Genomic DNA, 26,967 nt, shown 5'->3' on the forward strand with positions numbered 1-26,967 from the left:
AAACGCTTTGAGCAGCCAGCCGCGCTAAGCGAAAAGCTTATTCACCAGTGCGGGCATGGCGTGAACGCCGCGCCCCATCAAGTTCCTCTAGCACCAGGCGACGCAGCGCCTTATCGGCATCTGGATTCTCTGCCAACCAACGCTCTGTCCGCTCCACCAGGTCAAAACCTTCCCGGCTTTGCACCGCTAAGGGATAAAGCCCGCCGACTAGGGATTCTGCCATATGCATAGTGCGGGAGGACCAAATATCGTTCAGCGCTGCAAAATAGGGCTCGATCATATCGGCGGCATCGGCTGGCTGCAGCCAGAGGGAACGCGCAATCCCCACGGTCAAAGCATCAATCTGCCCATTGGTGAGGCTAGTGTCTTCCAGGACCCGCTGCGCCCACTGCGTCTTGTTATCTCGACCCGGCAGGGCGGCGCGCGCTAAGAAAGCGTTCTCCCGACCGGTAATCGTATCGTCGCTTTCCTCCATTTTGCGGATCATATCTTCGTTGGCCTGCCCATTAGCCGCCAAAGCAAAAAGCATATCCCAACGCAGATCCGTATCTACGCTCACGCCCTCAAGCACTTTGCCTTCCGCAAACCAACGCTCGATTTCCGGGGCTTCCTTTCCTCCCGCAACCTGCAAGAATGCCCGCACCAATTGCCGTTGGCGATCCGAGGCCGGCTCTGCTTCCTCTGCCAAAGCGAAAAGCGCCGGAGCCAGCAGGCGATGCGCGCTAGCGGGATCGGCAGCATAGTAAACCAGGGCACCCTGGATGTGCCGTAGAATCCCGTTCAACACCGAAGAATTAGTTTCGTGTTTGAGCGCCCCCAAAGCCATCTCTAGGTATTTCGAAGCGCTCAGATCTCCGTCGCGCACCATATCCCAGGCAGCACACATAATCACTGCTCGCGGCAACGAATCCGCGAAATCGCCAACGCGAGTACGCAGTACTTCCCAGGAATCAGCATCAAAACGGATCTTCGCATACGCTAAATCTTCATAGTTAAGTACATAGACGTCATGCCTGGTTCCCACTAACCCGGGAACCGCGGTGACCTCGCCTTTAATGTCCACATCGACGCGGCGCACCAAAACCAGTTTCCCGCGCGAATCAAAATCGTAGGCGCCGACGCTAGTGGCGTGGGGACGCAGACTAGTGCCTTCCTGCGGCAAAGACTGAACAATGTTGAAGCTGGTAACCTTCCCGCTCGCGTCCCTTTCAATCTGTGACTCCAGCTGGGTAATCCCGGCCTCTAGCAGCCAAACCTGACTCCACTGCTTCAAGTTGCGTCCACTGGCGTTTTCCAGCTCTCCCAAGAAATCAGCCAAAGTCGCATTGGAATATTCGTGGCTAGCAAAATAGCTACGCAGAGCTTTCAAGAAATTACCTTCACCCACATAAGCCACCAATTGCCGCAGCACGCAGGCGCCCTTGGAATAGGTAATGCCATCGAAGTTGACTTCTACATCTGCAAGATCACTGATGGGTGCCACAATCGGGTGAGTGGTAGGCAGCTGATCGCAGTTGACCCCCCATACTTTCCGCATGGTGAACCCGGTCCAGGCATCCTGGAAGCGAGTGCCTTCGGCCATGCACCAATACGACATAAACTCGGCAAAAGACTCATTTAGCCACAGGTCATCCCACCATTTCATAGTGACCAGATCCCCGAACCACATGTGAGCCAGCTCGTGCAAAATTGTGTTAGTTAGCTGTTCCAGCTGCGCTCCAGACGGCTTAGTGCGGAAAATATATTCATCCCGGAAAGTAATACAGCCCGCGTTTTCCATTGCCCCCGCGTTATATTCGGGAACAAAAATCTGGTCATACTTGGTGAAGGGATAGGGGCGACCGTAGTGAGATTCGTAAAAACGGAACCCGGCAATGGTTTGCTCGAAAACAAAATCCGCGTCCAGATATTTGGCTAGCGATTGCCGGCAGTAAACTCCCAAGGGAATGGAGCGCCCATCAATACTGGTAAGCACAGATTTTACGCTATGGTAGGGGCCGGCGACCAGGGCAGTGATATAGCTGGATAGTAAAGGCGTGCGTTCAAAATGGAAAACATGTTGCTTAGTATCCCCGGCGCGCTCCACCTTTAAAGATTGCGGACGCGGGGTATCCATATTCGATAGCACCGTCCAACTTTCCGGTACCGTCACCGAGAACTGGTAGGTCGCTTTCAGGTCGGGCTGTTCAAAACAGGCAAATACTCGCCGCGCATCCGGTACCTCAAACTGGGTGTAAACATAGGTGAGGCCATCGGCAGGATCAGTAAAGCGATGCGCACCCTCGCCAGTATGCATATAGGCGCAGTTAGCTACTACTTCCAGGTGATTTTCCGACTGCAAGTCGCTAAGTTCAATCCGCCTGTCGCGGTAACAATCAGTGCCCAAATCTTGGCCGTTTAACTCGATAGAGACCACTTCCGGGGCGATTAAATCTACGAAAGTGCTGGCTCCGGCTTTAGCCTCAAAATCAATCACCGTGCGGGAAGAAAAAGTTTCTCCGCGTTCCGATAGCTCTACTTCGACGGTGTAATCGACTTTCCCGATAACGTTCTTGCGTTCTTGCGCCTCAATCTTGGTCAGATTAGTACCCGGCATGTCCTCTCCTGTTTTTAGACCTATCCTAATGCTTACTTTTGAAGTGTTCCTATTCCCAGATTCTTACCCGTTCCTCCGGCTCCATCCAGAGTTTATCCGCGGGCGTGGTCTGGAAAGTATCGTGGAAAGCATCCAAGTTACGTACTACCCCGTTACAGCGGAACTCGGCAGGGGAGTGGGGGTCGATCACCAGGCGTTGGCGGGCCGCTTCCGGGCGGATCGCAGTGCGCCACACCCGGGCCCAAGAATAAAAGAACTCGGGAGCCAAGTCGGCCTCTTCTGGATGCGCCTTCTTCCAAGCTTTAAAAGCAATCGCCAGTCCGCCCAGGTCACCGATATTTTCCCCGATAGTGAGGGCGCCGTTGACGTGCACGTCCTCGCCCGGAAGTTCGCTGGGGCGGTAGCTATCGTATTGCGCGATTAAGGCTGCGGTGCGTTTAGTAAACTCTTCCCGGTCGTCCTCGGTCCACCATTCGGTAAGCTTGCCGTCACCGTCATAGTGGGAGCCTTGATCATCGAAACCATGCCCGATTTCGTGGCCGATCACCGCACCGATACCGCCAAAGTTGGCGGCGTGCGAAGCCTTCGGATCAAAAAATGGGGGCTGCAGAATGGCGGCCGGAAAGACGATTTCATTGGCCAGCGGAGAATAATAGGCGTTAACCGTTTGCGGGCTCATATGCCATTCTTCCTTATCTACCGGTTTTAAAATCCGCGCCAGCTGGAAGTCAGTTTCAAAAGCACTGGAAGCGCGAATCATATCTACCAGGGTGTCGCCTTCGTTAAAGCGCAGAGCGCTATCGTCGCGCCAACGTCGTGGATACCCGATTTTGTAAGTAAATTTGGAAAGTTTTTCGAGGGCGCGCGTGCGGGTTTCTTCTCCCATCCAATCAAGTTTTTCGATTCCCTCCCGATAGGCATCCAAAAGCGCCCCCACGAGTTTCTCCATCTCGTCGCGGCGCTCCGGCGGGAAATGGTAGGCCACATAGGCGCGCCCCAGCGCCTCATCTAAAACCGATTCCACGGTTCCCACCGCCCGCTTCCATAGCTTGGGGCGCTGGGGAGTCCCCGAAAGGGTAGTTCCGTAAAAAGAAAAGCGGAGTTCTTGCAGCTGCGGAGCCAGATACGGCGCGAAGGCTAAAACTACTTTCATCTGAAGATAATGCTTTAAAACGGCTAGATCGGTGTTCGCCCACAGCTGGGCAAACCCTTCCTGATAGGAAGGCATATACACGTTAATCGGATCCGCACCGGCCGCAAGTTTCACCCTCAAACCGTCCGCCCAAGCAGTGTAGGCAAACCCGGTATTTTTACGGGTAAACTCCTCGAAAGTAGTGGGGTTATTGGTAGCTTGCGCGTCGCGGCTGCGCACCGCATCCCAGTGGTGACCCGCTAACGCGGTTTCAAAATCGAAAATCTGCTGAGCGAAGTCGGTTTCCGTTCCCGCGGCAGCAATCCCGCTTTCTAAGGCCATTTGCGCCAAAAAATCTCGGTATTTTTCCCGGATCTCCCGGTGTTCATCCTGATGGTAATAGGATTCATCAGGCAATCCCAGCCCCGCCTGATAGAACTGTCCGATATACCGCTGCGGATTTTCAGCATCGATACTGACCAGGAAAGCAACCGGAGAATCAATGCCTTCCCGCTCCAACTCTCCCAGTACCTGGGCTAACTTCTCCCGGCTTGCGCAGGAGTCCACTTTTTCTAGCAGAGGCGCAATCGGGGCGGTTCCCTGCGCGGTGAGCGCTTCTTGATCCAGATAAGCCTGAAAGAGCTGTCCAATCCGGGTGGCATCAAAATCCCAACGCTCACTGCTGGTTTCCGCCTCCTGCGGGCGCTCCAATTTTCCGGCTGCCGCATTTTCACAAAGGGTACGGCAGTGGAGTAGCGCCTCCTCTACCAGGTCGCGGAAAGCCCCATCAACCGCGCGGTCAGCTGGGATTTCATAGCTGTCTAGCCAAGTGCCATTGATATGGCGGTAAAGGTCATCTTGAACACGCGGGGTCTGCCCCCAGGAATTTTCACTCATGCTTCAAGCCTAGATATTCCCGGCGGTTTGGCAAACGTAGCGCCCTAGGCAAGAATTGTCCTATGCCAGAGGGACATTCTATTCACCGTTTAGCCATCGCTTTTACCGAGCTCTCAAAACTCGGTATCGCGCGCGCTTCCTCCCCGCAGGGACGTTTTGCTGAGGGCGCGGCCGCCCTCGATAACGCAAAAATTACTCGCCCCTGGGCCTGGGGCAAACACCTCTTCCTAGATTTTAATGTTCCGCAGCCAGCGACTTTGCACGTACACCTGGGGCTATACGGTTCCTGGAAGTTTCAAGCTGGGGAGGGCATAGCTTTGCCCGGGCATATCGGTGCTCCCCGGATGGCGGGCGAACACCCTGGCGATACCTATAAACATTTTTCGGGTCAGTTCCAGCCGACTCCTCCCGGGGAAAACGTGCGGCTGCGGCTAGAATTTTCGCGGGCAATAGCTGACCTTTCTGGTCCGAACCAATGCGAACTGCTCGATAAAGCGGGGGTAGAGAAAATTTTGGATCGCCTGGGACCTGATCCGCTGGTGGATTCTTGCACGGCTGAGGATTTTATTGCCCGCGCCCGCAAAACTACCCGCCGGATCGGGGAAGTAGTAATGGATCAATCCTTTATCGCCGGGCCCGGCAATATTTACCGCGCCGAATGCCTATTTCGCTGCGGGATCAACCCTAACCGGCAGGCCGCTAAAGTCTCGGTAAAACGCTTGCAGGCATTATGGGAAGACCTGCGCTCCCAAATGCGGCGCGGCCTCAAAGAAGGCCTGATATGCACCACTGATGATCCTTCCCAGGGGCGTTTTTGGGTTTACCAGCGCTCTGGACAGCCTTGTCGGCGTTGCGGAGCAACTGTCCGCGAACAGATCGTGGCCGGCAGGCGCAGCTACTGGTGTCCTAAGTGCCAAAATTAAGGTGCATCTTTAAGGGCGCGCCCGCAAAAACGTGCCGGGCGGATTCCCTCTACAGACGCCCTATTCAAAAACCACAGTGCGGTTACCGTTTAGCAGGATTCGCCGCTGGGAATACCAGGTGACGGCCTGAGCCAGCACCCTACGCTCAACATCCTGCCCCTTTTGCACCATGGAGGCAGTAGAGTCCCGGTGGGAAACCGGAATCACCTCTTGGGCAATAATCGGGCCTTCGTCCAGATCGGGCGTTACGAAATGGGCAGTTGCCCCGATTAGTTTCACTCCCCGTTGATGCGCCTGGTGATAGGGACGCGCCCCCTTGAAAGAAGGTAAGAAAGAGTGGTGGATATTGATTACTTGGCCGTGCAGGCGCTCGCAAACCTTATCGGAGAGAATCTGCATATAGCGGGCAAGCACCACTAGTTCCACATTTTCCGCATCAATGAGGGCGAGCAGCTCTGCCTCTGCCTTGGCTTTAGTGTCTTTGGTCACTGGGATACACAGGAAGGGCGCATCATAGAACTGGGCAAGCGGCGCCAAATCTGGGTGGTTGCCGATTACTGCCACCACTTCGAGCGGTAGATTCAAATTACGGTGGCGATATAGCAGGTCAGACAGGCAATGCCCTTCTTTGGAAACCATAATGATAGTGCGGACTTTCTTGCCGACCTCATTGACGCTCCAACGCATCGAGTACTGCTGCGCCAAGGGGGTAAAAGCCTCTCTAACTTCCTGGACGCTGCGCCGGGTGTGGATCTCTACCCGCATAAAGAAACTTTTAGTTTCAGGATCGTCGAACTGTTGAGAATCGACAATGTTGCCCTCTACCTTGACAATCACTTTGGTGACGTCATGGACAATTCCAGGACGGTCAGGACAGGACAAGGTTAAGACCAAATGTGATACGGGTTCGTTCATGGCGCAAACTATACCAGTCCTGGCGCGACCTATATTTTTTGGCTCGGAAAATTTTGTTACCAATATGTGACAAACCGGTGAGTCGGAAAAAGTTTTGCGCTAACATTGAAAAGCCCGCCAGGATAGGTGGGCAAGGAACTAGCAAGAGGAGGACTCCATGAGCGACAACGACTTGGCAGATCCCATAACTACCGCGGTTATCGGCGCGATTAGGGACGATGATCTGGTTGCCGGCAGTGCGCTTTCTGAAGATGCTCGCAACACCATTGCGCAGCTTCCGGAGGGGTCAGCTTTGCTGGTAGTCGTACGCGGCCCGAACGTAGGAGCCCGCTTCTTACTAAACGCGGAAAAAGTCACAGTAGGGCGCAAACCCAAATGCGACATTTTCCTTGATGACGTTACCGTTTCTCGCAAGCACGCCATCTTTGTAAGCGAAGAGGACGGTTACGTGGTTCGCGATGCCGGTTCCCTTAACGGAACCTATGTAAACCGCGAGCGGGTAGATTCTATCCAGTTGAAAACCGGCGATAGTGTGCAGATTGGAAAATACCGGATGGTTTACTATGCCTCCCGGAGGGATTCTTAGACTTGGTGGCGGCATCAGCAAGACGGAGCGCGCAACTTGAGACTAAAGCTGCGTCCTGGCCGGCGGGAGTATCCATTAAGCCGGTTTTCTCGATCGGCAAAGTAGTCGAACGCGTAAAAGGTGAATTCCCGACTATTTCGGTCTCCAAGCTGCGTTTCCTGGAAGATCAGGGGATAGTTTCACCGGCGCGTACTGCCTCGGGATACCGCAAGTATTCGGCTGCCGACATCGAGAGGGTTCGTTTTTGCCTGTCGAGGCAACGTGATTCTTTTCTGCCCCTGCGGGTTATTCGCGAACAGCTAGCGCAACTAGACGCGGGGCAAACTCTCAGTGAGGTTCCCCCTCCGCAACAGGCGGCGCGGCTGATTGCCTCCGAAGGGCAATTGGTTACCTCTGCGGCGAGCGATGGAACCCTTACGACCCGTGAGCTTTTGGACTTAAGTGGGGTTTCCACTGCGGAATTAAACTCTTTTGTGCAGGCAGGGCTGGTTTCCCCGGATCTGGCGGGGCGGTTTCCTCCTCGCAGTCACCAAATCGTTAAGCTGGCTAGCCTGCTGGTGGAACAGGGGATTCCTCCGCGTCAGTTACGGTTCTTAAAAACTGCTGCCCTGCGTTTACTAGACCTGGTAGAACGGGCGGCTACTCCTGCGGGCTACCGCGCGAATAGCGTGGCGAAGGCGCGACATCTATCGGAGACGCAAGAACTGTCCGAAGCAGCTGCTCAAATGTTTTTGCAGATGGTGCGGGTTTCTGCGGAAAAGCTGAATTAAACCTCAAGTAAAGCTTGAGACTTTCCGTAAAAGGTTCTTGACCGACCAGGGCAAAGAAAATACCGTTAAGACTGTAGTTAAACCGATCGTCAGGGAGTTGTCCATGGATAGGCAGCCGCGCCCACAACGTTCGCAAGGCATGTTATTTGGAGATACCTTAGCGGATCTGGATACCGAGACCGGCTACCGCGGCCCTATTGCTTGTAAAGCCGCCGGGATAACTTACCGGCAACTGGATTATTGGGCGCGAACCGGATTGGTGGAGCCCACCATTCGCTCCGCTAAAGGCTCAGGTTCCCATCGCCTGTATTCTTTCCGCGATATTTTGGTGCTGAAAATTGTAAAACGTCTGCTCGATACCGGAGTATCCCTGCAACAGATTCGAGTAGCAGTCGACGCCCTCTCAAAACGCGGGGTGGACTCGCTTTCCTCTATTACCCTCATGTCCGATGGAGCCTCCGTTTACGAATGTACCTCCACCGACGAGGTAATCGACCTGGTGCAAGGGGGACAAGGAGTATTTGGAATCGCAGTAGGGCGCGTCTGGCGAGAGATTGAAGGCACCCTAGCGGAACTTCCGGTAGAGTCTGCTAACCAAGAACTGAAAGTTCCCGACGAGCTAGCTGCCGCCCGGGCACGGCGAAATGCCGGATAACGGTGGAAATCCTAGTTTTCTTAATTGGGCTGGCTGGCGGAATTTTAGGTGGCTACGCCCTACACAAATGGATATGGCATCTGCCACGGCGCAGAGCAAAGCTCCCCAGTGACGCCACCAACACCGATATTTTGTCCCATGAAATCCGTACCCCTTTGGCGCTGATTTCCGGGGCGGCGGAACTTTTAGAAGATACTTCCCTGGATGAGCGGCAACGCCGCCTGTTACACACGGTTACCACTAATTCTGCCCACGCGATTCGCCTCGCGGAAACCTTTCTAACCGGTGCGAAGATTCGCGGCTCGGGATTGCGACTAGACAAAGAAGACGTGGATTTGCGCGAGCTAGTACGGCAGGCAGCCTCGCAGGTTCGCGAAATTTTAGCGGTAGATATTTTGTTAACCGATCCCGGCGCCCCGCTCTATGTATACGGGGATCGGCAGTTACTTTCACAGGTGATTTGGAACCTGATCAATAACGCGGCTCGGCACTGCCGGGAGGGAGTAAAAATCGTGGTGCGCTCCTTCCAGGACGGAGCACAAGTTATTTTAGAAGTCACCGATAATGGCGGTGGAATCTCTAAGAGTCAGCGGCGTGATTTGTTCACCTACTACGGGGGACAAACCAGCCAGGCTGCGACTGCGAACTCGGGGGCGGGACTAGGACTGGGGGTAGTCTCCCAAATCGTTCGCGGCCATGGGGGAGAGGTATTGGTTGACACTTTAGAGGGAAGAGGAACTACATTTGTAGTGAGTTTGCCCAAGGGAGGAACAAAGTGAAACCACTGGTGCTGGTAGTAGATGACGAAGCGCAAATGCGCGAAATTGTTCGCTATACCCTGGAGGAAACCGGTTGCGAAGTATTGGAGGCCTCCGGTGCGGCCTCGGCCTGGAAATTGGTTAAATCTTCCGATTTAGCGCTGGTGATACTGGATTTAATGCTACCTGACGGCTCGGGGGTAGAACTGGCAAAACGCATTAGATCAGCGCAAAAGCTGCCGATTCTAATGCTTACTGCTCTGGGGGACCCTCAGCAGCGCATCGAAGGGTTGCAGGCGGGTGCCGATGACTATTTACCGAAACCCTTTTCTCCCCGGGAACTATCCTTGCGGGTAGAAGCAATTTTACGGCGTACCCATAAAATGCGGCAGATGGAACCGCGGCGCGAACTAGGGCCGCTTTCGCTGGATACTGCGCGCGGACGCGCCTACTATCTAGCTAAAGATCTAAAGCTGTCGGAAACCGAATTTAAGTTACTGCGAGTATTAGCTGAGGCCAACGGGGGAGTAGTAACTATTCGGGAACTACTTAACCAAGTTTGGGAAACCACCTCTACTTCGGGCGGCCGCGATATGGTAAAAACTACTATTTACCGCCTACGTGCCAAACTGCGCTCTGCCGGCAGTGATGAAATGATTCATACCCTGCGCGGTGGCGGGTATATTTTAGAGTATCTCGGTCGAGAAAATTGATTTTTGGGTAACAGCATCGTTACTGCCTGTCACCGCTTTTGCCGCTGATTGTTACCAATAGGAAGGCAGACTAGAGTCTGTAAGTTTCCTTAAGGCGGTCAAAGCCGCCACGAACACAGCGGAGTGAATTATGGCATCCCCTAAAGGTCTTTCCTGGCTAAAGGCACCCTTGCCGGCGCCACGACTGCCCGAAAATAAAGTCAAACAGCTTTTCCCTCGCCTGCGATTGCAGGTCTTCTTAGGTATCTTCATTGGTTATGCCGGTTTTTATCTGATTAGAAACAATATCTCCTCCATCGCTCCTTTGCTGATGGATGACACCGGCATCGACAAAGTCGGAGTAGGAATTATCGCGAACGCGGTTCTGTTTGCCTACGGGCTATCGAAGTTCTTCTCCGCGATGCTCTCTGACCGTTCCAACGCCCGCTATTTCCTGGTGATCGGCCTGGCACTATCGGCATGTACCAACCTGGTAGTAGCCTTCGTGCCTTGGGTAACCGCCTCAGTCGGAATCTTTGCGACCGTCATGTTTTTGAATGGATGGTTCCAAGGTATGGGCTGGCCTCCTTGCGGCAGGGTATTAGTACACTGGTTCTCCACTAATGAACGCGGTACCATCACCTCTATTTGGAATACTGCCCATAACGTTGGGGGAGCCCTGCTACCCACCCTGGTAGGTATTGGCCTGGCCTGGACCGCTGATGACTGGCGCTCGGCCTTTTGGTTGCCTGCGGTGATCGCCCTGATAGTAGCGTTTATTGGCTTCCTGTTGATCCGGGATACTCCCGAATCTCTTGGGCTTCCCCCGATCGAGGAATACCGCAACGACCCGGCCAAAGTGGAAGTAGACGAGGGAGAAAAGATGTCCGCCAAGGATTTGATTTTCAAACACGTCCTCACCAACCGCACGATCGTCATGCTGGCAGTGGCTAACGTATTCGTCTACGCCCTGCGTTACGGGGTACTGAACTGGATTACCGTCTACATGAACGAAAAGCATCATGCCGAGATTGGTTCCGGCCTGGCGGGTATCTTCGCCTATGAAATCGCGGGGATCGTGGGTACGCTACTATGTGGCTGGATGTCCGACAAAGTCTTTAAAGGATATCGCTCGGGGGCAGGAATCTTCTTTACTATCTGCACTGCCCTAGCAATCCTGGGGTACTGGTTGGCTCCGGTAGGGACTCCCATGTGGGTATTGATCCTGCTAGTAGCGCTAATCGGGGGACTTATTTACGGTCCGGTGATGCTGATTGGTTTGCAGGCTATTGACCTATCTCCGCGTAACGTAGCGGGTACCGCCGCTGGATTCACTGGTCTATTCGGATATCTGCTGGGAGCTACCTTGGCTTCCACTGGAGTCGGGCTGCTAGTTCATAACTTCGGTTGGAACCTGACCTTTATCGTATTTATCGTCTTTTCGGTATTGACAGTCTTAATCTTTGCGATCGTAGGACGTGACGAACGGCGGATTATGAGCGCCCATAAACAAAAACTGGATGAGCGGGCATAGCGTTACGCCTAAGCGGCGCTAAACGATCCCAAATAATCAAAATACCCAAAGCAGGCTGGCGGAAACCAAAATGTTTCCGCCAGCCTGCTATCGTTACTGACATGCGTTCCCGCTTGGTAGTTCTCTTGACTTTGCTTTTGAGCATGGTTTTATGCGGTTGTCACCCCGCAGGAAAAGAACAACTAGCTTTTATCTGTTCTAACGAAGAATCCATCTGTAAAAATTGGCGGGATGCCTATGCCGCCGCCACGGGAAAAAATGTTTCCTACCTGCGCTTGCCGACTGCTCAAGCCTTAACCCGGATTTCCTCGAGCCCCAAAACCCGCGAGTTTGATGTTTGGGTGGGAGGCCCGGCAGAAAACTATGTGCTAGCGAAGCGGCGCGGCCTGCTGTCTGCCTACCAGCCAGCGGGAATCAGCGATATTCCGGAAGCTATGCGCGATGGCGAGGGTTACTGGTTCGGGGTTTATGGCTCGTTGCTGGGGTTTTGTTCTGATCAAACAGCTTTAGCCGCCCGGGGCTTACCGGTACCTAGATCATGGGCCGAGCTTGCCAACCCGCAATATCGCACCCTGGTGGCTGCTTCTTCTCCGCTTACTTCGGGAACTGCCTTTACCGTGGTGCGGGTTCTAGATGAAATCTATGCTGACCAGGCGAGCACTGCCATTAGAAACATTTACGACAATGTACCCCGTCTTACGAACTCGGGAACTGCTCCTGTGAAAACGGTACTGGCAGGGGAAGCCGCGATTGCGATCACCTTCACCCCCTATTGTGCTGGCAAAAGCGAAGCTACCAAGCCCCTTACTATCTCCTATCCACAAGAGGGCACCTCCTATGAGATCGGTTCGGCCGCCCTTTTGAAGAATGCGGGTCGCGTCGGAGAAGCAAAACGGTTTCTGGATTGGCTGTCACAAAAAGCTGGCCAAGGGGTAGCCGTTAAATCTGCTACCCCGCAACTGGCGATTATTCGGTCTATCCCCGGCTCTCTAGCTTCGCGTTTAGAGCAGGACGACCCCTATATTTTGCCGGCGCGTCCGCAAAAATCAGCCGCGGATCGTGATCGCTGGTTGACTTGGTTCGCCAGGCAGGAGTGGCGGCAGTGAACAAGATATTACTACGCACACTTAGCTGGTCAATTATTATTGTCTTCTGTATTCTCGCAGCTCTATGGCCGCTGGCTTTCGTAGTTCGCGCGGCGATCGTAAAATCTAGCCCCGGAGAGGAAGCCATTACTGCTGCCATCCGTCTGTCCCTACTCGAGGCGATTGGTTCGGCAATTCTGGCTACTTTATGGGGCAGTGGTGCCGCCTTAGGAACCCGGTTTTTACCCGAGCGTTTTCGGCAACTTGCCACCATGCTATGCCTGTGTCCCATCGCGATCCCGCCCTTTATAGTTGCTAGCGCTTTACGCTCCTTCGCGGGTTCCTCCGCGAGCGTCCTCGTCGGGCCGCTTCCAGTAATAGCGGTTTTTGCTTTCTCGCTCGCGCCCTTAGCCTATTTTTCTGCCCGCTCTACTTTGCAAACCATTCGCCCGGATCAACTAGACCAGGCGCGAATCTTGGGGCTTAGTAACTGGCAGGTTTTCCGCTTGGTGATTGCGCGGCCCCTATTGGTATCGGTTCCTTTATCGCTGGGGGTAACTTTCTCGCTAGCTCTTTCCGACCCGCTAGTGCCTGACCTGGTGGGAGGAAAAAATATGAATGTGGCTCACTCTTTATGGCTGCGATCCACCGGCAGTTTCGAAACCGCATTTTTAGGACGCGCCTCCCTGGCACTAATCGGTCTTTGCCTATGCGTGGCCGGACTTTTAATCGGCCTATATTTCTCTAGCTACCGCCGGTTTTTCCCGGCTGCCTCCCTAGGAGAGCGTAGCTTTTCTTTGGGGCCGGCCCGGCCGCTCCCGCTTGTAGCAGTGGGCCTCTATGCCGTTAGCTCTGCATGCTTGCTCCTATACCTGCTGCTCAACGCCAAGTTCTCTTTCGATAAGTTGGAATCGGTGATCAACACCTGGTTGCTATCGGCCTTAGCCGCCGGCCTGTGCCTACTGGTGCTAGCAGCTACTAGAGGCGCCGGATCCCAGAGACGAAATCTGGGTGTCGAAGCCTTGTTTATTGTGATCTTGTCCCTGCCCGCAGCCGCCATTGGTGCTGGCTGGATGCTTAGTCGCCAACAGGGTTTGCCGTGGCCCTTTTCCAGTGGAGGGTTTTTATCACTATGTTCCTTCCTCTTAATCGGTATGCCGGTTACCTATTTTTTGGCTGCCCGTTTTAGAGTTATCGGCCAAGCCGAATTTGAGTCGGTAAGAGTCTTAGGCGTCGGTAGGGTAGAGGCAGCCCTAAAAATACTGCTTCCCGCTGTCAGGCGCTACTTCAGTTTGACTTTAGCGACAGTAGTCGCGATTTCCACCACTTTATCGGCGCCACTGGTGTGGGTGGCGGCTCCCGATACTCCGGTGGTGGTTCCGCAAATGTTTGCCATGGTTGATGAAGCGAACTATCCGCCAGCTTTCGGACTGTCTTTGGCGGTATTAATTGTCTCTATTTTGCTATTTATCCTGGTACCGAAGGAGGAGGGAAAATGGAACCGTCCGCGTTAACGGTAAAAGAGCTACGGGTTTCGCGTTCTTCACATTGGGTGCTCGGTCCCGTGTCCTTTAGCGTTGATCCGGGAGAACTAGTGGTAATTATCGGGCCTTCCGGAGCGGGGAAAACCACATTATTACGAGCCATTGCGGGACTGCAACCAAGTAGTGGCCAGATATTTTGTGGGGACGAGGACGTGTCTGACTTTTCTCCCGGTGCCCGCGCCAGTGCGCTGGTAGCTGATCGGGACGGCCTCTTTCCGCATCTAACGGTTCAGGAAAATGTGGCCTTAGCCGGGGGGAATGCGGAAGACCTGCAGGTAACGCTGACCGATCTGGGGTTAAGTTCCCTTTCGCGGCAATATCCCGGCTCACTATCTACCGGGCAACGGCAAATGGTGGCTTTGGCGCGAGCACTACTGCGCCGACCCCGTTGGCTACTGTTTGATGAGCCTTTAGCCCATGTCGACCCCTATTCGCGCCTGCGACTTCGCGGAGAAATCTTGCGGATCCACCGGCGGATTGGGGCTGCTTCCCTGTATGTTACCCACGACCTGCCGGAAGCCTTTGCGATTGCCGACCGGATTATTTTGCTGCGCGAAGGAAAAATTATTCAAGATGATTACCCGCAGGATCTGGTATCTCACCCGGCGGATCTGCAAACCGCCCTCTACCTGGGAGCCACTACCCAAGTCAGTACTAACGCGGTGATCAACACAGATCGATTCGGGCAAGTTAGTGCGCATTTCACCGCTTTTGGACAGCAGCTGGAGGTTCCCGCTGCTGATAGCTTAGCTGGTGCCAATGGACAGAGCCGGAAAATAGTGGCGCTCGGCTCGCCCTATTCTATAGAAATTAGTAACCTGCCCCCTGAACGTAATAAAGATCCTATCCAAGCAGAAGTGGGGCAGGTAGTGGGGTCGCTTTTCGAAGGCGATACCTATCTTCTGCAGGTGGAAACCGAGTTTGGGCTACTGGCCAGTCGTCGCCAAAGCGGGGATGAACCATTTATTGTGGGGGACCGGGTAAAAGTGAAGGCGCTTGCGACCCATCTGTGGGCAGTGCCGGCTTAACTTAAATGCCGGGGCTTTTTCTGCAAATTTAAGAAATATACAAATTTTTTAGCTACCCGCTACAGCGAGTATATTTAAACAGGTTTCGGGAGTATCTTCCCCTCACCTAGTCAAAGCTAATTGCTAAGCCGCCCATCATGAAGGAGTAACCTATGCCGATTTCGGTCTCTAAAGAATCTCTAACTGCCTTTGAACAGTGGAATGAGACAATCTCCGGCCTCCTCGATACTGCCTATAACAATTCGGTGGTGTGGTTGCTGATGATAACCCTGCTAGGGGTGGGCATCTGGCTCACCATACGTACCTCAGGTATGCAGGTGCGCATGTTCACCCACATGCTGAAAGTAATTACGCGTTCTCGTGGCGGCTCCGAAGGTGGGGTTTCTTCCTTCCAAGCGTTTGCGATCGGGCTGGCAGATAGGGTAGGGACGGGCTCAATTACCGGGGTTGCGCTGGCGGTAGTTGCCGGCGGACCGGGCTCGGTATTTTGGATGTGGGTAGTGGCGTTAGTCGGTATGGCTACCGCTTTTGTGGAAGCTACTTTGGCACAGCTATTTAAAGTTCGCAACGGAGACGGCACCTTCCGGGGCGGCCCGGCCTTTTATATTCAACGCGGCCTTGGCTCGCGTACCTGGGGGATTGTGTTTGCGGTGCTGCTAATCTTTGCCTACGGATTTAGTTTCGAAATGATCCAGGCAAACTCGATTTCTCAGCTAGCCAACTCCGACTATCTAGGTTTCCCGGTCTGGGCAACCGCACTGATCCTAGTCCTTTTAACTTTGCCGCTAGTAGTAGGTGGGGTACGCAAAATTGCTCAGTTTTCGGAATATCTGGCTCCGGCGATGGCGCTGCTGTATGTTGCCATGGGGATCTTGGTGATTATTCTTAACTATGATCGGATTCCCTTTGTGTTCCGGGAGATCTTTATGGGAGCGTTCGGGCAGTCCAACACCTATATGCCGCCGGCAGTTGCGGGAGCTGGGGGAGCGTTCATTGCCGCGATTACTACCGGTACTAAGCGGGGTCTGTTTACTAACGAGGCCGGCATGGGGTCGGCTCCTAATGCGGCTGCTATTGCTACGGTGCGTCACCCCGCCACCCAGGGAATGATTCAAGCGCTGGGAGTTTTCGTGGACACCATGCTGGTGTGCACCTCCACCGCCTTCATTATTTTGATGTCAGTTCCCTTCTGGGATAAGCAAAACCATGTCGATGGGGCAGTGCTGACTATGGATTCCATAGTTACGTCATTGGGGTCAAATAGCACCACCCAAACTGTGGTGTTCGTGTTCGTAATGGTAATGATGGTTTGTTTTGGTTATTCCACTATCCTGGGGAACTACACCTACGCGGAAACCAATTACAAGTTTATTGTGGGTGTAGATCGCTCCGCTTTGCCTTTGAAATTGCTGGTAATCGCGTCTACGGCTATCGGGGCGATTCTGCCTTTGAAATCAGTGTGGTCGATAGCTGACTGGGCGACCGCCCTAATGGCATTGGTTAATCTGGTAGCCCTGATTTTCTTGGGGAAATGGGCAGTGGGAGCCTTGCGCGACTACCGCGCGCAGATGAAAACTGATGATCCTGCTGGACCGATCTTCTGTTCGCAAAATAATCAGTATTTGCCAGGGGAGCTACCCACCCGGGTATGGACAACCCCGGGTGGGTTCGATCCCGCATGGGAAACCTCTTCTGGTACGTCAGAAAAGGAAAATAGCTAATCGCTATTAGTCGAGTTGTTCAAACTTGCGACTCCAAGCCGAACGGATGGGGTTGGCGTCCGCCATCATGATCTCTAAGCGATCATTGGCCACTTCTACCACCTGACCCAGGGCGACTACCCGTTCATGGCGCGGGGAGTTCTCTAGGCGGTGTAGTCCGTCCTTAATGATCTCCTCTACGCTGTCCATTCGGGAAAGCAAGGCCACTAAAGGCAGATTGAACTTCTCATGATAGGAGCTTTCCAAGGTGTGCAGCTGAGCTTTTTGTTCTTCCGTGAGCGTACCTAAGGCTAAAGAACCCACGTCTTGGGAAATTTCTTTGGCTTCACTCTCGCTGGCAGTCAACATCTGGGTTACATCAGGATAGGCAGCAATCAGCTGATTCTGAGCGTCTTTATCCGCCACCATTACCGCGTCCTGGAGTGCTTCTTTAAGTTCTCCTACATCCTGGAAGGGACGCATCCCAGCTGCTGCCTGCAGCGGCCAAGTTACCCCATTAAACAAGCGGGAGAAGGTATTTACAAACTCTTCTTCACTCATTTTGTTAACTGCCCGCAAAGAACGTCGCTTGCCGGTGGCACCTAGCGCCACGTCCTCGCCTTTTGCGCGCGGGCCCACGTGGAAGAACAACAAGTTGAGCAAGATGGCGGTAATCGAGCCAAGGGTTACTCCCGAAGCGAAGAAAATCTGTGCCCAGGCAGGGAAGGCGTCTGCAATTGCTGGTTTGAAGGAAACTAGCATGGCTAGCGCGATCGAAGTAGTCAGAATAATCCCGTTGCGGGTATCTGAAAGGTCTACGCGAGATAGGGTCTGAATCCCCACTAAGGTTAAGTTGGCAAACAAAGCCATGGAGGCTCCGCCCAGAACCGGGGAGGGGATTGAGGCTACAATCGCCCCCGCCTTGGGAATAACTCCCAAAATGATCATAATTCCGCCGGCACAGGCTACTACCCAGCGAGAATGTACCTTAGTTAGGCGAACCAAACCAATATTTTGCGCGAAGCAGGTGTAGGGGAAAGAGTTCAAGATTCCCCCTAAAGTAGTAGAGAGGCCATCGGCGCGCAAAGCTGCCGTGATCTCTTTCTTTCCGATACGTTTGCCCACGATTTCACCGGTGGCAAAGACGTCGCCGGTAGTTTCTACCATGGTCAGCAGCATGACTACGATCATAGAAATACAGGCAGTTAGGGAGAATTGGGGCCAGCCGAAATAGAACGGGGTAGTGACTGCTACCCAGGACGATTTGCCTACCTGGCTGAAGGAAGCATCACCGAGAGCCACCGCGACTCCGGTGCCAATTATGAGGCCGGCGAGTACCGCCAAGGTGCCCATAAAACCTTTAAAGAAACGTTGAATGAGGACGATTATGGCTAAGGTTCCCAGGCCATAGGCTAAAGAGCGCAAAGTGATCGGCATGGGCGGTACCTGTTCGTCGACGCGTCCGATCACGTCCGCAGCGGATACTCCCAGCAATGTGGTGCCCATAGTGGTTAGCACAATCCCGATAACCAGCGGAGGGAAGAAACGAATCAGCTTGGCAAAAACTGGAGCCGCGAAGAAAGTAAATAGTCCGGCTACAATGACTGCGCCGTAAATCGTGGGGAGCACTCCCACGCCGCCGTCTTGGTTAACCGCCAGACCAATGGCAATCATAGGCGAAATCGCCATGGTGGTTACGCCCTGGATAATCGGCAGGCGCACCCCGACACGCCAAAATCCAATCGACTGAATCAGCGTTGCGATTCCACAAGTAAAAAGGTCAGCATTAATTAGGTGCACGGTAGTAGTGGGATCGAGCTTAAGGCCGCCCGCAACTACCAAGGGAACAACTACCGCGCCCGCGTAAAACGCTAAAACGTGCTGTACTGATAGCAGCAGCGTCCGAGGAGCCGAAGGTACTTGGTCTACCGGATGCTTATGGGTTTTTCTGTCTTTAATTTCTGCCTCTAGGCTGTCACCTAGAGCTTTCAGTGGTGGATTTAGTGGCTCGTCAGCGGCCATCGTGGATATTCTCCTTTGTGCTTTGCCGGAAATACTTCCAGTGTTAATTCAAGCGCTTGGCAACCCATAACTCAAAACGACCACGAAGATGTTGTCCGGAAGACAGGAGAGAGGTCGTCCGGTAGGTAGAGAGCAGAGAATGTTCCCTAAACCGTTTAGTTTACATAATGTACATTATCGGATCTAGGTTTGGAGTTTCGCGTCAGAGTACGCGCGTGCACTTTTGTGAGCAAAACTCGCTAGACCCGACTTTCTGACGAGCCAACTGTTAGTATCGGCAACAGAGTAAGTGCCTAATCAATCCAATGATGGAAGGGAAAAATATGACCACTCAGTGGAATGAACTTGATCAACGCGCAGTTAAAACGGCAAAGCTCTTAGCTGCCGATGCAGTAGAAAAAGCCGGCAGCGGACACCCGGGAACCCCAATTTCGCTAGCAGCCGCTGCCTATTTGCTTTACCAACGTCACCTGCGTTTTGATCCTAAGGATTCAGATTGGTTAGGACGCGACCGCTTCGTACTTTCAGCCGGACACGCCTCGCTGCTGCAATACATTCAGTTGTATCTGGCTGGTCAAGACATGGAGCTCGATGATTTAAAGAGTTTCCGTATCTTTAATTCTTATACTCCCGGTCACCCCGAATACGGTCATACTAAGGGCGTGGAGGTTACTACTGGGCCGCTGGGATCTGGCTTTGCCGCCGCGGTTGGTTTTGCGATGGCTTCCCGGCGGGCACACGGTATGCTCGACTCTTCCACTCCCCTCGGCGAAAGCCCCTTTGACCACAATGTTTACGTGATCGCTGGTGATGGTTGCCTGCAAGAAGGAATCTCCGGAGAAGCGTCCTCCCTGGCTGGGGTACAAGATCTGGGTAACCTCATTGTGATCTGGGATGATAACCATATCTCCATTGAGGACGATACCGATGTATCTTTCCAAGAAGACGTACTCAAGCGCTACGAATCTTACGGCTGGCACACCCAGCGGGTTGATTGGCTGGCTAAGGACGGAAAATACGACGAAGATGTAAATGCTCTTGACCAGGCAATAAATGCTGCTAAAGCTGAAAAGCATCGGCCTTCAATCATTGCCTTGCGCACAATTATCGGTTGGCCTTCGCCTACCAAGCAAAACACCGGCGCGATTCATGGCGCAAAACTGGGGGAAGAAGAACTCAAGGGCTTGAAGAAAGCTCTGGGAGCTGACCCGGAGAAAATGTTTGCTATCGACGAAGAAGCCGTCAAACACTCCCGGGACAATGCCGCCGCGCGTGCCCAGGAAGCTCATTCCGATTGGGAGCCCCGCTTTGAGGCCTGGAAGAAAGCAAATCCGGATAAAAATGAGCTACTAGAGCGGATCCTAGCCGGCAAGCTCCCCGAGGGTATCGAGGACGCACTCCCGGTATTTACTGCCGGAGGCTCACTAGCTACTCGCGCGGCCTCGGGAAAGGTTATTTCTGCAATCGGAGCCGTAATGCCAGAATTTTGGGGTGGATCCGCTGACCTGGCCGGTTCGAATAATACAACTATCGCCGATGCTGACAGCTTCATCCCCGAATCGGCGCAAACCGATATGTGGAAAGGTAACCCCTTCGGGCGGGTACTACACTTTGGAGTGCGCGAACACGCTATGGGCGCCATTATGAACGGTATTGCTATCGATGGTCTCACCCGGGTTTTCGGGGGCACTTTCTTCGTCTTTAGCGACTACATGCGCGGTGCAGTCCGCCTAGCTGCGCTAATGAATATCCCGGTAACCTATGTTTGGACTCATGACTCTATTGGAGTTGGCGAGGACGGGCCTACCCACCAGCCGGTCGAACATTTGACTGCCTATCGGGCAATCCCCAATCTGTCGATTGTTCGTCCTATGGATGCCAATGAAACCGCGGCCTGCTGGCTGCAGATTTTGCGTCAAAGCGGGCCGGCAGGTTTGGTTTTAACCCGCCAGGGACTTCCCATCGTCGAGCGGGAAGATATGGAGGACGCAAGCGGCGAAGCGTTCGCTAGCGCCAAGAATGCAGATAAAGGCGCCTATATTTTGGCCGACACCGCAGGGCAGCCGGACGTGATCTTGCTTGCCTCCGGATCCGAGGTGCAATATGCTTTGCAGGCTCGCGAAACTCTAGCTCAGGAATCCATTGCTGCCCGGGTGGTTTCAGTTCCCTGTATGGAATGGTTTAAAGCTCAAGGCGCTGACTACCGTGAACAGGTACTCCCGGCAGCGGTAAAAGCCCGAGTATCGATCGAGGCCGGTCTAGTCGATCCTTGGCGCGACCTCGTAGGAGATAACGGCGAGAGTATAGGTATTGAAGGATTTGGTCTGCCCGGTGCCGCCGGCGAGCTGTTTAAGCATTACGGACTAGACAGTGAGCATGTGGTGGCGGCCGCCAAGCGCTCTTTGGAGCGCGTTCGCTCATAAGTGCAGTTTTCTATAACTAGTGGGGACAACATCCCTAGGTGTTATAGAAAGAACTTAGGTCGTCAACGCTGATGATGAGAGGAGAAAAATAATGGGACTTCGAATAGTAATCGGAGCGGATTCCGCTGCTGTCGACTATAAAGAGATAATCAAAAAAGATTTAGAGGCAGACGAGCGAGTTGCAGAAGTAATTGATATCGGACTAAAAGCCGGCGAGGACGTGGACTACCCCCATGTGGGTATCAAAGGAGCGCGTATGGTTGCTGCCGGAGAAGCGGACCGTGCCCTCCTGCTGTGCGGCACCGGGATTGGCATGGCGATCACCGCCAACAAAGTTCCCGGGATTCGCGCAAGCGTGGGACATGATTCCTTCAGTGTAGAGCGCTTAATCAAATCCAATAACGCACAAGTTCTAACCATGGGACAACGCGTAATTGGTATTGAACTAGCGCGGCGCCTCGTCAACGAATGGCTAGGTTACGAGTTTGATCCCCAGTCGAATTCGGCGCGGAAAGTCCAGTTAATCTGTGACTACGAAGTACCGGAGACCGACGGGGAGACTACTCCCGGCAGCTGCTGCTAGCAAACACTCCCCTAACTTCCCGGCTCGGATAGGCCAAGCCGGGCTACTAAAAGCTTGGCAATTTTGCCAATCCCTATCTAACTAAAGGTATAAACATGATCGAAACTATACAAATGGCGGCGCAAGCCAGCGACTTTGTAAACTCATTTGGCGCTTCGACCGGATTTTCGCTGTTCTGGGCAATCTGTGCCATTGGCGGAGGCATGCTCGGGGCCGGAATCGGCGGTAACTGGGCCTTTGTAATGACCGGTTTCTCCGTCTTCCTCGGTTTTGGAATAGCTGCTACTACCGGTAGCGATATTGGGCTAACCTATCTGGCATTTGGCCCGGTATTTGGCCCTCACGTCTGCTTTGCATCGGCTGTGGCAGCTCATGCCTATGCGGGACGGAAAGGTCTTTTGGGAGACAAGAAGGGCAAGGATATCGACACCTCCCCTGCCGGATTCGGGGATCCGACCATGTTGTGGATCGGTGCTGCCTTCGGCCTGGGTGGATACTTAGTTGAACGTTGTATCCGACTGATCCCCTGGTTCGGATCTAACACTGATACCGTGGCGTTGACCGTTTTCCTCTCCGCTTTCGTAACCCGGCTAGTCTTCGGTAAGACCCCGATCTTTAATTGGACCTCAAAGCTTACCGATAAAGAATCCTGGCTGCGTTGGCAGGAAAAGCCTTCCCAGTGGATCACCATTGGGGTTATGGCTTCGCTAATGGCAGGCGGTTTGTCCTTAACCGTTGCCTATCTGCTTCCTGCGGTCAACCCGGAGACAGCAAAGGTACTAGAACTTAACGCGCAAGCCCTACCCTTCGGGATTTCCGCGATCACCATTTTGATGTTGATTCTAGGCTTCAAGATTCCCGTTACCCACCACATCACCATCACAGCTGGTCTTGCCGCCATGGTCTGGTTCCCGGTCGTGGGACACAACCTGATCCTGGCGCTGGTAGCGGCAGTAGTATTTGGCGTGATGGCGGCAGGTCTGGCCGAGGTTGCGCAACGGCTAATGTATGCCCGTGGCGACACCCATATTGACCCGCCGGCAGCCTCCATCTGGCTGTCTCACACCATTGTTTGTGCTCTGGCGCTACTGTTCTAACCCCAGTCGATTATCGGGGGTGGAAAGCCCGCCGGCTTTCCACCCCCGCTTTTAAGAAATACTAGTTGAGAGGAAAACCGTTGTACGCCGAAGAGAATCTTAAGTTCCCCACCGAGTTCTATGATGCCTATATTTTTGATATGGATGGCACCATTTATTTGGGAGACCACCTATTGCCCGGGGCGAAGAGACTAATTGAGGAGCTGCGGCGCCGCGACATCCCGGTACGTTTCCTCTCTAATAATCCCACTAAAGATCCCCATCTTTATGTGGACAAACTTGAGAGGCTGGATATTCCCACCCCCTTAGAAGACATTGCCAACACCGTGGTCACTATGACCCGTTGGCTAAAAGAGCACCATCCTGACAAGACGGTTTTCCCGATTGCGGAGCAGCCGTTGATTGATGCTCTACAGGATGCGGGAATAAAAATCAGTGATGATCCGGAAAAAATAGATATTGTAATCGCGTCTTATGACCGCACCTTTGACTATCACAAACTGCAAATAGCTTTCGATGCCATCTGGTTCCACAAGCGAGCAATTTTGGTGGCCACCAACCCCGACCGTTACTGCCCCTTCCCGGGAGGGCGAGGCGAACCGGACTGTGCCGCGATTATTGCCGCGATCGAAGCCTGCACCCAGACCAAGTGCCAGGTTATTACCGGCAAACCGGAGCCGGTGATGCTCGAGGTCGCCATTGAAGGCCTAGATGTTAACCCTCGTAACTGCATGATGGTTGGTGATCGTCTCTATACCGATATTGAGATGGCCAAAAAAACCGGGATGTTCTCGGCGATGCCGCTGACCGGAGACTCCACTATGGAAGAAGCACTAGCTCTGCCGAAAGCACATCAACCAGACTTTTTACTCGATCGTGTTGACCGCCTGATCCCCGCTGCCGTATGGGAAGAAAACGGTTGGACCGAAAACGATAACTAAATAGCAACACTTAGTACCACCCTAACAACCACAAAATGCGCTACCACTGCGCACAAAAAGTCGCCGACAATGATGCCGGCGCAAAGTTTAAGGAGAAGACAAATGGTAGCACCGGGTTATGAAGGTCCCTACCTACTGGGAATCGACTATGGCACGGAATCTTGCCGTGCCGCGATTTTTGACTTACGAGGCACCCCGATTGGCTTTGCTGCCACCGGTTACCCCACCTATCACCCGCATCCGGGATGGGCTGAACAAGACCCCTCCGACTGGTGGGAAGCTCTAGTCGCTTCAGTTCGCAAAGTGCTAGACCAAACCGGTATTCCTGCTCGGCATATTGCGGGTATTAGCTATGATGCCACCACTATGACCGTGGTTCCCATCAATAAAGCAGGCAAAGAACTCCGCCGTGCCATTATGTGGATGGATGTGCGTGCCACTAAGCAAATGGAACGGGTAATGGATATGGATCACTGGGCGCGCCTATACAACGGGGGTAAGACTACTCCCCCAACCGCTGAATGGTATCCCTTCAAAGTGGCTTGGCTACAGGAAAATGAGCCCGAAATATTTAAAGAAGCCTACCGGATTGTTGACGCTCCTGACTGGCTAACCTATCGCCTAACCGGCGAATGGACGATTAACATTAACTCTGCCTCTATGCGGATGAACTATAACCGTGACTATGGCGGGTGGCCGGTTGACTATTACGAGAAAATCGGGGCCGGCGATGCTTTTGAAAAGATGCCGGAAAGGGTGGAAGACCTGGGCGTTCCGCTGGGCGGCTTGCTCCCCTCGGTAGCGCAAGAACTAGGACTGCTCCCGGGTACTCCGGTAGCTCAGGGCTGCGCTGACGCCTGGGCTGGACAGATCGGTTTGGGGGCGGTAAACCCGGGGCAAGTATCGCTAACTACCGGATCTTCTCACGTTATTGCTGGTCAATCTGATAAACCGGTTTATGGCAATGGTTTCATGGGCTCCTATACCGATGGAGTTATTAAAGGGCAGTACACCTTGGAAGGCTCGCTAGTATCTTCCGGTTCTGTTCTCAAATGGTTCAAGGAAGGTTTTTGTGAGCACCTGGTAAGGAGTGCTGAAACCGTAGGAGTTAACCCCTATGAGATCCTGGATCGTAAATGCGCCGATATCGCACCAGGCTCCGACGGGTTAATTATTAACGAATATTTCCAAGGCAACCGTACTCCCTATACCGATTCCAAAGCCCGGGGAATCATGTGGGGACTGTCCCTATCGCACACTCCCCTGCATGTTTACCATGCAATTATGGAGGCAGTTGCCTTCGGCACCGCCTTTAACTTTAAGAAGATGGAAGATGCTGGATTTAACTTTGACCGGGTAACCGTTTGTGGTGGCGCCACTAAGTCGCCGCTATGGATGCAGATGCATGCCGATGTTTCCGGAAAGCCCCTGGTAAAGACCGAAGTTGGGGACGCGGTCGTGCTTGGTACCTGTATTTTAGCGGCAGTGGGATCTGGGCAATACGCCACTATCCAAGAGGCTGCTTCCAATATGGTGCACGAAACCGAGCGGATCGAACCCAACCCGGAAACCCATGAGGAATACCAGTTCTACCTACAAAAATACATGGAAAGCTACCCGGCGATGCAAGAGCTGACCCATGAGGTAGTCGACCATGTGGCCGCCGGTGAATAATCCTAAAAATAGAGAAAGAAGTATCAATGACAAACGAATTGATCGCAACCGCACTAGAAACTGCTAGCGACACTAAAGATATCGAGTTCGGCGTTGGGGTATTGAAGGAAACTGGCTCGCTGTTCGCCCGCCTCTTTCCCGGTAAAACCGCCCTGGTAGTCGCGGATGAGAACACCTTTGGCGCCGCTGGAAAGGGAGTAGTAGACTCCCTCAAAGCTGCAGGCGTACCGATGCATGAACCCTACGTTTTCCCCGGTAAACCTACTTTGTATGCCGGTTACGAGAACGTCATTAAAGTTCGGGAAGTACTGGAAGCTCTCGATGACACGGTGATCTGTTCCATTGCCTCCGGAACCCTCAATGACCTTTGCAAATTGGCTAGCGGAGAACTTCGGCGTCCCTATATGAACGTGTGCACCGCGGCCTCGGTAGATGGTTATGCGGCTTTTGGGGCGTCTATCACCAAAGATGGCTTCAAAATTACCCGCGAGTGCCCTGCTCCTGCCGGTTTAGTGGCTGATCTGGATGTAATCGCCGCTGCCCCGCAGCGCCTGACCGCTACCGGTTACGGGGATCTGATTGAAAAGATTCCCGCCGGAGCCGACTGGCTACTGGCCGATCGCCTCGGCGTGGAAGCAGTAGATGACTATACCTGGTCTTTGGTGCAAGGCCCCTTGCGGGGAGCCCTTTCTGATCCGGAAGGCGCCTGCAGGGGTGATCGCGACGCGATTGAAGGGCTAGCCGAAGGCAATATCATGTCCGGGCTGGCTATGCAGGCTCTGTCTTCCTCTCGCCCTGCCTCGGGTGCTGGCCACCAGTTCTCCCACACTTGGGAAATGGAAGGACACGGCCTCGACTGGGAACCCCCGCTATCGCACGGTTTCAAAGTGGGAGTCGGCACGGTCGCCTCTCTGGCGATTTGGGAAGAGTTCTTGGCAATGGATATTCCTAACCTGGATATTGAGGAAGTAGTTGCCAATGCCCCCGGTGAAGAAGAGGTCTTAGCCAAGGTAGAAGAACTAATCATTCCCAGTATCCAGGGTGAAGCGAAGAAACACACCCTTAATAAGCATTTAGAGGGCGAAGAACTTCGTAAACGCTTAGAACTGCTGAAAGAAAAATGGAGTGAGATTAAAGAGATTTGCTCCAAGCAGCTGATCTCGCCGGAGGAAGCGCAAGAAAACTTGCGTAAAGCTGGTGCGCCCTATCACCCCGAAATGATCAAGATCGATTGGGATCGTTTCCGCAAGACGCATCGTCAGGCGCAAATGATTCGTTCTCGCTACACAGTGCTGGATATTCTGATGGATCTCAATGCTCTCGACCAGGTAATCGAGCACCTGTTTAGCCCAGAAGGTTTCTGGGGTAAACATCGCCACGCTAACTAGGCGACTAGCTAGCTAATCAAGAAT

General features: G+C 53.4%; 21 protein-coding genes. 17 read left to right on the plus strand and 4 right to left on the minus strand.

Features of this window, described 5'->3' with window-relative positions; genetic code table 11:
* Positions 1-37: 37 nt before the first annotated feature.
* Positions 38-2,596: an aminopeptidase N gene (gene pepN / locus L0M99_RS03980; protein WP_238127829.1), complete on the minus strand. Its 2,559-nt coding sequence runs from the start codon at positions 2,594-2,596 to the stop codon at positions 38-40.
* 49 nt (positions 2,597-2,645) lie between these two features.
* Positions 2,646-4,625 (minus strand): M13 family metallopeptidase, encoded by a 1,980-nt coding sequence (locus L0M99_RS03985; RefSeq protein WP_238127830.1) that lies wholly within the window; start codon positions 4,623-4,625, stop codon positions 2,646-2,648.
* A 62-nt stretch (positions 4,626-4,687) separates the two neighbouring features.
* Here L0M99_RS03985 and L0M99_RS03990 point away from each other — a divergent pair, with 62 nt between their 5' ends.
* Positions 4,688-5,548: an Fpg/Nei family DNA glycosylase gene (locus L0M99_RS03990; protein WP_238127831.1), complete on the plus strand. Its 861-nt coding sequence runs from the start codon at positions 4,688-4,690 to the stop codon at positions 5,546-5,548.
* 60 nt (positions 5,549-5,608) lie between these two features.
* Here L0M99_RS03990 and purU read toward each other — a convergent pair whose 3' ends face one another.
* Positions 5,609-6,463, minus strand: a complete 855-nt coding sequence (gene purU / locus L0M99_RS03995) for a formyltetrahydrofolate deformylase (protein ID WP_238127832.1) — start codon at positions 6,461-6,463, stop codon at positions 5,609-5,611.
* A gap of 157 nt (positions 6,464-6,620) precedes the next feature.
* On the opposite strand from purU, the gene L0M99_RS04000 reads away from it, so the two are divergent.
* The 10 genes from L0M99_RS04000 to L0M99_RS04045 all read left to right on the plus strand — a co-directional run bounded on the left by L0M99_RS04000 (position 6,621) and on the right by L0M99_RS04045 (position 16,836).
* Complete coding sequence (locus L0M99_RS04000) at positions 6,621-7,049, plus strand: FHA domain-containing protein (protein ID WP_238127833.1); 429 nt, start codon at positions 6,621-6,623, stop codon at positions 7,047-7,049.
* 5 nt (positions 7,050-7,054) lie between these two features.
* The gene (locus tag L0M99_RS04005) at positions 7,055-7,819 is read left to right on the plus strand and encodes a MerR family transcriptional regulator (RefSeq protein ID WP_238127834.1); all 765 of its coding nucleotides are present in this window, start codon (positions 7,055-7,057) and stop codon (positions 7,817-7,819) included.
* 103 nt (positions 7,820-7,922) lie between these two features.
* Complete coding sequence (locus L0M99_RS04010; protein ID WP_278605541.1) at positions 7,923-8,474, plus strand: MerR family transcriptional regulator; 552 nt, start codon at positions 7,923-7,925, stop codon at positions 8,472-8,474.
* 2 nt (positions 8,475-8,476) lie between these two features.
* Complete coding sequence (locus L0M99_RS04015) at positions 8,477-9,253, plus strand: sensor histidine kinase (protein WP_024058861.1); 777 nt, start codon at positions 8,477-8,479, stop codon at positions 9,251-9,253.
* Positions 9,250-9,945: a response regulator transcription factor gene (locus tag L0M99_RS04020; RefSeq protein WP_238127835.1), complete on the plus strand. Its 696-nt coding sequence runs from the start codon at positions 9,250-9,252 to the stop codon at positions 9,943-9,945. The genes L0M99_RS04015 and L0M99_RS04020 overlap by 4 nt, the downstream gene beginning before the upstream one ends.
* A gap of 130 nt (positions 9,946-10,075) precedes the next feature.
* Positions 10,076-11,458, plus strand: coding sequence for an MFS transporter (locus L0M99_RS04025; RefSeq protein WP_024058859.1), 1,383 nt, complete (start codon positions 10,076-10,078; stop codon positions 11,456-11,458).
* A 101-nt stretch (positions 11,459-11,559) separates the two neighbouring features.
* Positions 11,560-12,564, plus strand: a complete 1,005-nt coding sequence (locus L0M99_RS04030; RefSeq protein ID WP_238127836.1) for an extracellular solute-binding protein — start codon at positions 11,560-11,562, stop codon at positions 12,562-12,564.
* Entirely contained in the window at positions 12,561-14,057 is a 1,497-nt protein-coding gene (locus tag L0M99_RS04035) for an ABC transporter permease (RefSeq protein WP_238127837.1), read from the plus strand. The genes L0M99_RS04030 and L0M99_RS04035 overlap by 4 nt, the downstream gene beginning before the upstream one ends.
* A complete protein-coding gene (locus tag L0M99_RS04040) occupies positions 14,039-15,115 on the plus strand; it encodes an ABC transporter ATP-binding protein (protein WP_024058856.1) in 1,077 nt (358 codons plus the stop codon). The genes L0M99_RS04035 and L0M99_RS04040 overlap by 19 nt, the downstream gene beginning before the upstream one ends.
* Positions 15,116-15,267: 152 nt before the next feature.
* Positions 15,268-16,836 carry an alanine/glycine:cation symporter family protein gene (locus L0M99_RS04045; protein ID WP_238127838.1) on the plus strand — a complete coding sequence of 523 codons (1,569 nt, stop codon included), beginning with the start codon at positions 15,268-15,270 and terminating at the stop codon, positions 16,834-16,836.
* Positions 16,837-16,842: 6 nt separating this feature from the next.
* On the opposite strand, the gene L0M99_RS04050 is transcribed toward L0M99_RS04045, so the two are convergent.
* Positions 16,843-18,837, minus strand: a complete 1,995-nt coding sequence (locus L0M99_RS04050; RefSeq protein WP_238127839.1) for a solute carrier family 23 protein — start codon at positions 18,835-18,837, stop codon at positions 16,843-16,845.
* A gap of 323 nt (positions 18,838-19,160) precedes the next feature.
* Here L0M99_RS04050 and tkt point away from each other — a divergent pair, with 323 nt between their 5' ends.
* The 6 genes from tkt to L0M99_RS04080 all read left to right on the plus strand — a co-directional run bounded on the left by tkt (position 19,161) and on the right by L0M99_RS04080 (position 26,943).
* Positions 19,161-21,260, plus strand: coding sequence for a transketolase (gene tkt, locus L0M99_RS04055; RefSeq protein ID WP_238127840.1), 2,100 nt, complete (start codon positions 19,161-19,163; stop codon positions 21,258-21,260).
* A 91-nt stretch (positions 21,261-21,351) separates the two neighbouring features.
* Positions 21,352-21,843, plus strand: a complete 492-nt coding sequence (locus L0M99_RS04060; RefSeq protein WP_238127841.1) for a ribose-5-phosphate isomerase — start codon at positions 21,352-21,354, stop codon at positions 21,841-21,843.
* A 95-nt stretch (positions 21,844-21,938) separates the two neighbouring features.
* Positions 21,939-22,940 carry a hypothetical protein gene (locus L0M99_RS04065; protein WP_024058851.1) on the plus strand — a complete coding sequence of 334 codons (1,002 nt, stop codon included), beginning with the start codon at positions 21,939-21,941 and terminating at the stop codon, positions 22,938-22,940.
* Between the two features lie 65 nt (positions 22,941-23,005).
* On the plus strand, positions 23,006-23,881 hold the full coding sequence (locus tag L0M99_RS04070; protein ID WP_278605534.1) for an HAD-IIA family hydrolase: 876 nt from the start codon (positions 23,006-23,008) through the stop codon (positions 23,879-23,881).
* A gap of 102 nt (positions 23,882-23,983) precedes the next feature.
* Complete coding sequence (locus L0M99_RS04075) at positions 23,984-25,555, plus strand: FGGY-family carbohydrate kinase (protein WP_238127842.1); 1,572 nt, start codon at positions 23,984-23,986, stop codon at positions 25,553-25,555.
* A gap of 26 nt (positions 25,556-25,581) precedes the next feature.
* Positions 25,582-26,943 (plus strand): sn-glycerol-1-phosphate dehydrogenase, encoded by a 1,362-nt coding sequence (locus L0M99_RS04080; protein WP_238127843.1) that lies wholly within the window; start codon positions 25,582-25,584, stop codon positions 26,941-26,943.
* Positions 26,944-26,967 lie beyond the last annotated feature (24 nt).

It is taken from the genome of Varibaculum cambriense (assembly GCF_022133705.1).
In the GTDB taxonomy this organism is placed as follows: domain Bacteria; phylum Actinomycetota; class Actinomycetes; order Actinomycetales; family Actinomycetaceae; genus Varibaculum; species Varibaculum cambriense_A.